Origin of the sequence: Microbacterium testaceum (assembly GCF_020781835.1) — a bacterium.
Taxonomy (GTDB): Bacteria; Actinomycetota; Actinomycetes; order Actinomycetales; family Microbacteriaceae; genus Microbacterium; species Microbacterium testaceum_H.
Window position 1 is genome coordinate 1 of sequence record NZ_JAJGNJ010000019.1, and the last position, 10625, is coordinate 10625.

The 10625-nt window shown below is 72.8% G+C and carries 8 protein-coding genes and 1 pseudogene; 6 read left to right on the forward strand and 3 right to left on the reverse strand.

The features are described 5' to 3' along the window. Positions 1–75 precede the first annotated feature (75 nt). Positions 76–249, forward strand: a pseudogene (locus LL239_RS17025) (HNH endonuclease); the annotation flags it as partial. 389 nt (positions 250–638) lie between these two features. After that, the gene (locus tag LL239_RS17030) at positions 639–1643 is read left to right on the forward strand and encodes an LLM class flavin-dependent oxidoreductase (protein ID WP_228164527.1); all 1005 of its coding nucleotides are present in this window, start codon (positions 639–641) and stop codon (positions 1641–1643) included. Positions 1644–1656: 13 nt separating this feature from the next. On the opposite strand, the gene LL239_RS17035 is transcribed toward LL239_RS17030, so the two are convergent. From LL239_RS17035 to nirB, 3 genes are read right to left on the reverse strand one after another with little or no spacing between them, the layout of a single operon-like run. Continuing rightward, complete coding sequence (locus tag LL239_RS17035; protein ID WP_228164528.1) at positions 1657–2790, reverse strand: uroporphyrinogen-III synthase; 1134 nt, start codon at positions 2788–2790, stop codon at positions 1657–1659. Between the two features lie 4 nt (positions 2791–2794). Continuing rightward, positions 2795–3559, reverse strand: coding sequence for a uroporphyrinogen-III C-methyltransferase (gene cobA / locus LL239_RS17040; RefSeq protein ID WP_374197645.1), 765 nt, complete (start codon positions 3557–3559; stop codon positions 2795–2797). Positions 3560–3566: 7 nt separating this feature from the next. Continuing rightward, a complete protein-coding gene (nirB, locus tag LL239_RS17045; RefSeq protein WP_228164529.1) occupies positions 3567–6140 on the reverse strand; it encodes a nitrite reductase large subunit NirB in 2574 nt (857 codons plus the stop codon). 181 nt (positions 6141–6321) lie between these two features. Here nirB and nirD point away from each other — a divergent pair, with 181 nt between their 5' ends. The 4 genes from nirD to LL239_RS17065 all read left to right on the forward strand — a co-directional run bounded on the left by nirD (position 6322) and on the right by LL239_RS17065 (position 10610). Further along, positions 6322–6660, forward strand: coding sequence for a nitrite reductase small subunit NirD (nirD, locus tag LL239_RS17050; protein ID WP_228164530.1), 339 nt, complete (start codon positions 6322–6324; stop codon positions 6658–6660). Beyond that, positions 6657–7448 (forward strand): sirohydrochlorin chelatase, encoded by a 792-nt coding sequence (locus tag LL239_RS17055; protein WP_228164531.1) that lies wholly within the window; start codon positions 6657–6659, stop codon positions 7446–7448. Before nirD ends, LL239_RS17055 begins: the two co-directional genes overlap by 4 nt. Next, a complete protein-coding gene (locus tag LL239_RS17060; RefSeq protein WP_228164532.1) occupies positions 7448–8731 on the forward strand; it encodes an oxidoreductase in 1284 nt (427 codons plus the stop codon). The genes LL239_RS17055 and LL239_RS17060 overlap by 1 nt, the downstream gene beginning before the upstream one ends. A gap of 583 nt (positions 8732–9314) precedes the next feature. Beyond that, entirely contained in the window at positions 9315–10610 is a 1296-nt protein-coding gene (locus LL239_RS17065; RefSeq protein ID WP_228164533.1) for an HNH endonuclease signature motif containing protein, read from the forward strand. Positions 10611–10625 lie beyond the last annotated feature (15 nt).

A 10625-nucleotide genomic window follows, 5' to 3' on the forward strand; every position in this document is an offset into this window, starting at 1 on the left:
TACTTAATCATCCCCTGATCAGGCATAAACAAGCATCAGACACGCCCGATCACCCGCAGATTCATGCGACAGCCTCACCTCTGCCAGCGACATCACTCGATGAAACAGTTCACCGCCTGGCAAGTCAGACAGCTGCCCGGCGGGGTGCTCGAATGGACCTCCCCGCTCGGCCGGGTCTACACCGACGAACCCCCGACACCGACCGTGCACTTCGTACCCGATCCGCCCGACGATCCACCCCCGTTCTGAGCTGCATCACGCCCAGCCCCCACACACCCACGCGCTCACGCGCTCGCGCGGCGAGCCGTCGTCGACCGCGCATTCAGTCGGAGCCGGCACCAGGTGAGCATGAGGTTGTTCGGCAGCGGCGGAGGCCACGATCGCGCTCGGCGCCGTGGCCCGCGCTGAGCAGGAGAAGAAGAAGGCCGCTGACGGCATCCTGCTCCGAGAGCCTGGCAGGCTGGCCGCTTCCGGTCCACAATGAAGGGGTGCACATGTCCGCCGACACCATCGCCGGCGCACCGGAAGTCAAGATCGCCCTGGCGCGCATCGAAGGCCCCCCGCGACACCTGCTCTCCGCACGCTGAGCCGCCGCCGATAGCGCTCGCGGTACGAATCGACGAAACCGGAGGCGTCCAATGCAGTTCTGGTTGCACGGCTTCCCGACCCTCGGCGGGAGTGCCGGGTGGGCGGCGGATGCCGAGGGTCTGGGCTACGACGGCGTGCTTCTCGCCGACAGCGAGATGCTCGTCCCCGACCCCTATGTCGAGCTGGGCCTGATCGCGACCGCGACCGAGCGCATCGGAATGGGCGTCGCCGTCACGAACCCGGTGTCGCGGCATCCGGCGGTCACGGCATCGGCGATCCTCACGGTGCACGCCGAGTCCGGCGGTCGCGCGGTCCTCGGGCTCGCGCGAGGCGACTCGGCTCTCCGTCAGCTCGGTCTGGCGCCGCCAGGCGTGACCGCGTTCACGGCCGCGCTGCAGGAGATCCAGGGCCACCTCGGCGCCCCCGGCCTCCCGCACGCCGCGCCCCTGGCCTGGCTTCCCGCGAACCTCTCGAAGGTCCCGGTGGACGTCGCCGCCACCGGCCCACGCATGATCGACGTCGGGGCGGTCGGCGCCGACCGGCTGACCTTCAACCTCGGCGCGGACGTCGATCGGCTGACGTGGGCCGTGAACCGTGCCCGCGACGCCCGCCGGGCGGCGGGACTGGACCCGGCCGGGATCTCCCTCGGCGCGTACGTCGACGTGGCGTGCGCCGACGACGAGGCCGACGCCCTCCGCATCGTCCGCGGCAGCGCCTCGATCTTCGCGCAGCTCCTCGCCGAGGGCGCGAGCTCCGGAGTGCCCGACATCCCCGCCGCCGACCGCCAGACCCTGGCCGGCGTGGCATCCGCCTACGACGAGGCCCAGCACGGCACCAGCGGCTCGCCGCAGGCGCGCGCCGGCATCCTTCCGGACGAGTTCCTCGCCCGCTTCGCCCTGTGCGGCACGCCGGCACAGCTGGTCGAGCGGGTGCGCGCGCTCGCCGGTCTCGGACTGCAGCGGCTCGTCGTGGTGCCCGCCTCGCGCGACGTTGACGCCACGACCACCCGCGAGACGGTGACCCGGTTCGCCCGCGAGGTGATCCCCGGCCTCTGACGCGCGCCGTCCCTCAGTCGACCGCCAGGCGATAGCCCCGCTTGATCACCGTCTGGATGAGCGCACGCTCCGGAACGGCCTGACGCAGCCGGCTCAGCGCCATCTCCAGCGCGTGGTCGTCGAGATGCGCCGCGGTCGACCGGGCGAGGTCGCCGCGCGAGACGACGCCCCCGGACGCCGCCATGAGCGTCCGGAACAGCGCGAGCGGGGTCGGGGGGAGCGTCACGCTCTCGCCGCCGACCTGCAGCCGGCTGCCGCGCAGCACGACCTCGCCGTGGACCGTGTCCAGCCGGAGGATGCGGTCCTGCTCGAGCCGCTCGCACACCTGGCGGATCAACGCCCCCAGCCGGAACCGCTCCGGCCAGATGACCGGAACCTCGGCCGCGAGCAGCGGCGCCGCCGTCACCGATCCGACCGCCGCGACCAGGACGTTCGAGCGCAGCCCCTCGATCAGCTCGGCGCTCCGCCCCAGCACCTCCGCGATCCCCAGCAGCGCGTCGGCGGCGGGCGCGCTCGTGAACGTGACCGCGTCCAGCGAGCCGGCGGCGATGCCGTCGATCAGCCGCTCCACGCGGACATCGCTCGCATCCGGCGTGAGCCACCGGTACGGGGCCACCGTGAGCACCGTGTGGCCGGCCTCGCGCAGCCGGTCCAGCTGCGCCTCGTCCGTGTACCCGTGCAGCTGCACCGCGATCGTCGCCGCCGGCGGCGAGGAGGCCAGCGCCATCTCGACGAGGCTCTCCGTCGTCTCCCGCTCGCTCATCCCCTCGTCGTTCAGGCCTGCGGCGCGGATGCCGCCGCGGGCCTTCGGCCCCCGCACGAACACCGTCGTCTCCTGCAGCGCCCCCAGCAGCGCCTCCCCGAGACCGCCCGCATCCGCCACCTCGAACCAGCGGCGAACGCCGTACGACGTGGTCGCCAGCAGCACCGCCGGGCGCGCGTCGATAATCAGCCGCGTGTCGGCGAGCACCCGTTCGTCGTCCTGCTGGTGCGCCATGCGCAGCGTCGGCGCGTGCAGCACCTCCGCCCCCCGCCGCCGGAACGCGTCGATCAGGTCCTCGCTGCGCCGGTCGCTCGTCACCCCGATCCTGAACCCGTCGAGCTGATCCGGGCGGAAGCCGATGCGGTCGGTGCCCGAGGGGATCATCGCGTCACCCGCTGAGCGAGGCCGCGTCCAGCGCGGCCTGCGCGTCCGCATCCCCGGCGACGGCGAGCCCGACCACGTCGCCCACCACGATCACGGCGGGCGCCGCGACACCGTGGGCCGCGGCATCCCACATCACGGTCGACAGGGTCGAAACCACCGTGCGCTGCCCGCGGGCGAACCCGCGCTCGATGATCGCGACCGGCGTGTCCGCGCCGAGACCGTGCCGCACCAGGCCGGCGGTGATCGATGGCAGGTTCGTGACGCCCATGAGGATCACGATCGTACCCCGCAACCCCGCGAGATTCCGCAGCTCCTCCTCCGAGAGCGGCGCATGCCCCGACACGACGGTGAACAGCCTGCTCACGTCGCGGTGGGTGACCGGGATGCCGACGGATGCCGGCACCGACACCGCGCTGGTGACCCCCGGGATCACCCGAACGGGGACCCCTGCCGCCCGGCACGCCAGCACCTCCTCCCCGCCGCGGCCGAACACGAACGGGTCGCCGCCCTTCAACCGGACCACGTCCGCACCCGCCAGGGCGCGATCCACCATGATCGCCTGGATCGACTCCTGCCCGATCGCATGGTGCCCCGGCCGCTTGCCGACGTCGATGAGTTCCGCGCGCGGCGCCAGCTCGGCGAGATCGTCGTGCGGAGCCAGCCGGTCGAACAGCACGACGTCCGCGGCCGCGAGCGCCCGCACCGCCGCGAGGGTCAGCAGCTCGACCGGGCCCGGCCCGCCGCCGACCAGCGTCACGCTGCCCGTCATCGCCGCGTCATCCCCTCCCGCGGACGGCGAGCACGGCATCCGCGATCGGCACGGCACGACCCGCGGCGCGCTCGTCAGCGGATGCCGGGCGCAGCTGTCCCCGCTCGGCCACGCGCACCAGCGACGGATCGGGCTCGTCCGCCGCGTTGACGAAGCTGCGGAACCGGCGCAGCTTGTCCGGATCGGCCAGGGTGGCGGCCCACTCGTCCTCGTACGTATCCACGTGCCGCGCCATCGCCGCCTCCAGGTCCGCCGCCAGGCCCAGCGAGTCGTGCACCACGACGTCGCGCACGTGGTCCAGACCGCCCGGGAGCTCCTCGATCCAGCGTGCGGTGCGCTGGAGCCGGTCGGCGGTGCGGATGTAGTACATGAGGAACCGGTCAACATACCGGATCAGGGTCTCGTCGTCGAGGTCGCCGGCGAGCAGCTGCGCGTGCGCGGGCTGGTACCCGCCGTTGCCGCCCACGTACAGGTTCCAGCCCTGCTCGGTGGCGATGACGCCGAAGTCCTTGGCCCGCGCCTCGGCGCACTCCCGGGCGCACCCAGACACGCCCGACTTGAACTTGTGCGGAGCGCGCAGCCCGCGGTAGCGCAGCTCCAGCCGGATCGCCATCGAGGTCGAGTCCTGCACGCCGTACCGACACCACGTCGACCCGACGCAGCTCTTGACCGTGCGCAGCGCCTTCCCGTACGCCTGGCCGGACTCGAACCCGGCGTCCACGAGCCGCCGCCAGATCGCCGGCAGCTGCTCCAGGCGCGCGCCGAACATGTCGATCCGCTGGCCGCCGGAGATCTTCGTGTACAGACCGTACTCCTGCGCCACCTGCGCGATCACCCCGAGCTTGACCGGATCGATCTCCCCGCCGGGGATCCGCGGCATCACCGAGTACGTGCCGTCCCTCTGCATGTTGGCCAGCGCGCGGTCGTTCGTGTCCTGCAGCCCGGCACGGCCGCCGTCCAGCGGATGCCCGGTGCCCTGGCTGGCCAGGATCGACGCGATCGCCGGCTTGCAGATGTCGCATCCCAGCCCCCGGCCAAACCGCTCCCGCACCGCGTCGAACGAGGGGAGCCCCAGCACCCGCACCGACTCGAACAGCTCCTGCCGCGACAGGTCGAAATGCTCGCACAGCGCATGCGACGACTCGATGCCCGCCTTCGCGAGCTCCGCCTCCAGCAGCTTCCGCACCAGCGGCACGCACGACCCGCACTGGACGCCCGCGCGCGTGCACGCCTTCAGGGGACCCATCTCGGTGCAGCCCTGCTCCTCGACGGCGTCGCGGATCGCGCCCGCGGTGACCGTGTTGCACGAGCACACCAGCGCCGAGTCGGGAAGCTCCCCCGAGTCGGGGGACGCCGCTCCCGGCGCCGACAGGAACGCAGCGGCATCCGCTCCCAGCTCCGCGCCCAGGCGAGGGCGCAGCGTCGCGTACGGGGTGCTGTCGCCGACGAACGCGCCCCCGAGCAGGGTCGTCGCGTCGCCGGAGAGCACGATCTTCTGGTGCAGCCCGCGGGCGGGGTCCGCGTACACGACCTCGAGGCATCCCGGCGTCACACCCTTCGCATCGCCGAAGGTCGCGACATCCACGTCGGCAAGCTTGAGGCTCGCGGCGTCGTCGACGCTCGCGAACACGCGGGTGCCGCCGAGCAGCCGATCCGCCACCACCTCCGCCATCGCGTTGGAGGGGGCGACGAGACCGGTGCAGCGGCCCTCGAACGACGCGACCTCCCCCACCGCCCACACGTGCGGCGCGGACGTGCGGCAGTCGGCGCCGATCGCGATGCCGCCGCCCGGCGCGCGCTCGATCCCCGCCGGCGCCGCGAGCTCGTCGCGCGGCCGGATCCCGATCGCGACGACGACGAGGTCCGCGGGCACGCGCCGGCCGTCGTCGAGGACCACCCCGGTGACCGCGCCGTCCGCGCCGGTCTCGATCGCGCTCGGGCGGTGCCCCAGATGCAGCGCGATGCCCTTGAGCGAGACGAGCCGGCTCAGCGCCTGCCCGCCGCCCTCGTCCAGCTGGGCGGACATCAGCCAGCGCCCGGAGTGGACGACGGCGACGTCGGCGCCGCGCGCGGCCAGCCCGCCTGCCGCCTCCAGCCCCAGCAGGCCGCCCCCGGCCACGACGACCCGGGCCGCCCGACCGTGCTGGGCGGCGAGGCGGTCCACCTCCGCGGTCATCCAATCGACGTCCTCGATCGTGCGGAACACGCGCGCGTGCTGCTTGCCGGGGATGTCGGGAATCGGCGGGGCGGAGCCGGTGGCCAGCACGAGCTCGTCATACCGGAGCGTGGAGCCGTCGTCGAGCGTCACGATGCGGGTCGCCGGGTCGACGGCGACTGCGGCCGTCCCGGTGCGCACCGTGACCCGCGTCGGATCCCACTGCGCGGCCGTCGCCAACGGCAGGTCGACGGGACCGGCGAAGCGGCGGCTCAGCGCGACGCGGTCGTAGGGCGCGCGCGGCTCCTCGCTGACCACGGTCACGGTGACCGCGCGGTCCGTGTCGCGGGCCAGCAGCGCGTCGGCGACGCGGTGGCCCGCGGGCCCGCCGCCGACGACGACCACGTGGCGAAGACGTACAGCCACCGTCAGCATCCTCCTCACCACGCACGCGGGGGTCTCGCGCGTCGCAAGCGACGATAGGCGCGAGGCGTTGCCTGACCGTTTCTCCTTCGTGTCCGCGGCGTCACGCTCACCCCACGCCGCGCTGAGACGGCTGTGAGGTCGGAGCAACCCGGTAGAAACGTGCGTGTCCTAGGGTGGCGCCGTGGAACAGCAGGCCGTCTGGCTCGCCGCGTGCCCCATCGCCGAGCTGGAGGCCGGCTGGGGCGAGACGGCGCTGCTCGCCGGCCGGCAGATCGCGCTGCTCAAGGACGACGACGCGCACGCCTTCGCGATCGACGCGGAGGACCCGCACACCGGCGCCATGGTGATGGCTCGCGGCATCATGGGCTCGCGCGGGGGCGCACCCACGATCGCCTCGCCGCTGCACAAGGAGGTCTACGACCTGCGCACCGGCCGGAGCCTGTCGCACCCCGGCTACTCGGTGCGGGTGTACGCCACGCGCGTCGTCGGCGGGATGCTCGAGGTCGAGGTGCCGGCGTGAGCGCGCCCGCGCTGCTGGCCGTGTCCCACGGGACGGACTCGGTGCGGGGGCGCTCGGTGGTGGGAGCACTCGTCGCGGCGATCCGCGCGCGCCAGGCGGACACCCGGGGCGGGTTCGTCGACGTGCTGCAGCCCGGTCCCGACGCCCTGCTGCGCAAGCTCCCGGCCGGGCGGCCCGCCGTGATCGTGCCGTTACTGCTGTCGGCGGGCTATCACGTGCGGGTCGATCTCGCCCGCGCGGCGCGCGAGGCCGATCGACCGGTGACCGTCGCCGGGGCCCTCGGCCCCGACGACGGCCTGGTGCGCCTGCTCGCACGGCGGGTCGCGGAGGCGGGAGCCGGGTCCCGCGACCGGATCGTGCTGGGAGCCGCCGGCTCCTCCGACCCCGCCGCCGTCGCCGACTGCCTCGAGGTCGCGGATCGCCTGGCCGGCGTGCTGCGACGCCCAGTGCCGGTGGGGTTCCTCTCCGCAGCGCGCCCCACGCTCGCGGAGGTCGTCGAGGCCGCGCGCGCCCCCGACGTCCGCGTCGTGGTGGCCTCATACCTGCTCGCGCCCGGCTTCTTCGCCGGGCTGATGGATGCCGCCGGCGCCGACGTCGTGAGCGCCCCCCTGCTGGACGGCCGTGCGGTGCCTCCCGAGCTCGTCGATGCCGCGCTCGCACGGTATGCGGCGGCATCCGCGCGGGTCCGCGTGCGCGATGCGGGCGACCTCACACGCCCGCCCGAGGGGTGTGAGAGGAACGTTACGGTCGCGCAACCGCAGGGAAATCGGCGCGGAAGGACCGCCTGATGGAGTGTGAGCACGTCACGTTCGACGCCTCCGTCACCGGCAGCGAAAGGGATCCGATGCCAAACCTGTTCACCCCCTTCACGTTGAAAGGGGTCACCCTGCGCAACCGCATCGTCATGTCGCCGATGACGATGTACCGGTCCGTCGAGGGCCGGATGGACGACTACCACGTGTCGTACCTGGGCGCGCGCGCCGCGGGCGGATTCGGCCTGATCTTCCCGGAGCAGATCGCGATCACTCCCGACGGGCGCACGACCGTCAGCTGCGCGGGGATCTACGACGAGAGCCAGCTCGATGGTCTGGCCCGAGTGTGCGCCGTCATCAAGTCCATGGGCGGTGTGGCCGCCATCCAGCTCGGGCACACCGGCCGCAAGGGGAGCCTGGTCACCCCGTGGGAGGGCGGTCACATGCTCGCGCCCGACCACCCCAAGGGATGGCAGACCAAGGCGCCGTCCGCGATCGCCTACGGCGGTGACATGCCGTACGCGCCGGAGGAGCTGACGGTGGCGGAGATCCACGACCTGTACGCCGCCTACGCACAGAGCGCCGCCTGGGCCGTCGAGGTCGGCTTCGAGTGGATCGAGATGCACTACGCGCACGGCTACCTCGGAGCATCCTTCTTCTCACCCTTGGCGAACCAGCGCACCGATCAGTATGGCGGCTCGCTCGAGAACCGCGCCCGGTTCCACCTGGAGGCGCTCGACGCCGTGCGTGCCGTCATCCCGGAGCGGATCCCGCTGACGATGCGTCTCGGATCCGACGACCTCAACCCGGCGGGCACGCAGTTCGACGACTCGATCGTCGCGATCGGCTGGATGAAGGAGCATGGCCTCGACCTCGCCGACCTGTCGTTCGGCGGGAACACCGACGACATGCGCGAGAACATCTTCAACACGCCGCGGGCGTTCGTCGAGCGGGCCGCCCGCGTCAAGCGCGAGCTCGACATCCCGGTCGCCGCGAGCTGGAACCTCGGCAAGCCTCAGAACGCCGACGCCGTCGTCAAGGAGGGCCTGATCGACCTGGTCTTCCTCGGCCGCCCCGCCCTGGCCAACCCGCACTGGCCGGTCTGGGCCGCGCGCGAGCTCGGCTACGACAACCCGTTCGGCCTCGTTCCCGACGACTGGGGCTGGTGGCTGCGCAACTTCCGCGGCGACCAGCAGTCGATGGGCTTCCCCGACGCGACGGAGGCCGCCGAGGGCGCCGCGGTCGCCAACGCGACCCCGACCGAGGGCTGGAAGGTCGCGGACGCGCCCGCCGAGGACGAGGTGCTGCGCGTGGCCTGACCCGGTGCCGGCACCGGCGGTTGGGTCCGGTGCCGGCACCGGTGCTGCATCGCGCCGGGCTGATAGCGGTTCTGTGCGGGCGCAGTGCGGCGGCGGCGGGCACGAGCCGGGCTGATGTGCCCGGCTCGTGCCCGCGCCCGGCTCCGCCTCCCACCGACCATCGCCCCGTTCCTGCGGTGCTCGCCTGGCACCCGGTACCGTGCGATGCCTGCCGCGCCGCCCCCCGACATCCACTGGCCTGCCGCTCCGTGGGGTGGGACCGCCGCTATCGTCCACTTCCGTGGGCGTCCCGGCGTGATGCCGGTCGGGAGTAGAGCCTGCCATGCCTCCCCTGCGATGCACCGCCGCGTAGCCGGTCTGGTGCGACGCTCGCGTGACACGGAGCGGGACGCGCGGCCATCGCCGCGTTCCTCATGCGCCCACATCGCACGCTCCTGCGACGGCGGGCCATGCGGCGACCGAACGTTCACGACGGCATCGCCCTCTCCTCCCCAGCCGAGGCATCCTCGAGGTTCTCCACATCGTGACCGCGGAACGTGGATTCCGGACCTCCGATGTCCGAGGTCCGCCGTAAGATTCGAATATGTCTTCGAACGGGATCATCGGCTTCAGCGACGCGGACACCGCCGAGCTGGCGGAGATCGTGCACGCCGCGCGGGCCGCCCACGCGGCCGTCGCCGCGGCCCAGGCGGCGCTGACCCGCACTCTCGCTCGAGCGCAGAAGCTCGCCGACACGCAGGCCGCGCACGCTGCCGAGTCGGTGAAGAGCAAGGACATGGCGCTGCGAGGGATCTCCGCCGAGATCGCCGCGGCCGTCAGGTCCTCCGACCGGTCGGTGCAACGTCAGATCAGCGACGCCGTCATCCTCGTCGACGAGTTCCCGGCCACTCTCGATGCCTGGGAGACGGGCAGCATCACGAAGGGCCACGCCGTGCTCATCACGGAGCTGGGCCTGCCGCTGCCGTCCGAGACCCGTCCCGAGTTCGAGCGTCTCGCCCTCATCCGCAGCGAAGACGAGACGCCCACGCGGCTGCGGTCCGAGCTCGCGATCCTCGCCGACCGCCTGCATCCGCGCACTCTCACCGAACGGCACATCGAAGCGCGCGAGGAGCGATGCATCCGCACCTTCGCCGTCGGCGACGGGATGTCCGGGCTCACCGTCATTGCCCCCACCCTGCTCATCGACGCGATCTACGACCGCGTGACCCGCCAGGGCGCCGCCGTCGTCGATGCGCGTCGACAGGCGCGTGAGCGCCTGCGGCGGCGCGCGGCGGCGCGCTCGGCGGCCGACAGCGCCGGCAGGCCTGACGACGCGGCGAGTGCGAGCGGCGGGTGCGACGATCACGACGAGATCGTCGCATCCGACGCTCGCACGATGGACCAGCTGCGCGCCGACATCCTCACCGACATGCTGCTGACCACGCAGCCCGGGGCGGATCCCACTCGCAGCGACGACGGCCCCGGCACTCTGGGCGCGATCCGCGCCAAGGTGCAGGTCGTCGTGCCGGCGCTGACCCTGCTCGGCGATGACCGCGTCCCCGCCGACCTCGCGGGTCGCTCTCCGATCGACGCCGAGACCGCGCGCACGCTCGCCGGAGCCACTCCCGACGGCTGGGAGCGCATCCTCACTCACCCCGTCACCGGCGCAGTCCTCGCCACCGACACCCGGTTCGCCGAAGGTCCGCTCCGCCGCCACCTGCGCGCACGAGACCGGCACTGCCGCTTCCCCGGATGCCGCGTCCCCGCGGTGCGGTGCGAGATCGACCACACCGTCGACCACTGCCTCGGCGGCCGCACCTGCGTCGAGAACTGCGAAGGCCTGAGGCTGTCGCATGAATCTGCGGGTGATCGGGCGTGTCTGATGCTTGTTTATGCCTGATCAGGGGATGATTAA

Excerpts from the sequence above, each read along its gene's own strand:
- LL239_RS17035 (WP_228164528.1), bottom strand. The coding sequence starts at position 2,790 with ATGATCCCCTCGGGCACCGACCGCATCGGCTTCCGCCCGGATCAGCTC.
- LL239_RS17060 (WP_228164532.1), top strand. The coding sequence starts at position 7,448 with ATGGAGTGTGAGCACGTCACGTTCGACGCCTCCGTCACCGGCAGCGAA.
- LL239_RS17065 (WP_228164533.1), top strand. The coding sequence starts at position 9,315 with ATGTCTTCGAACGGGATCATCGGCTTCAGCGACGCGGACACCGCCGAG.
- LL239_RS17030 (WP_228164527.1), top strand. The coding sequence starts at position 639 with ATGCAGTTCTGGTTGCACGGCTTCCCGACCCTCGGCGGGAGTGCCGGG.
- cobA (WP_374197645.1), bottom strand. The coding sequence starts at position 3,559 with ATGACGGGCAGCGTGACGCTGGTCGGCGGCGGGCCGGGCCCGGTCGAG.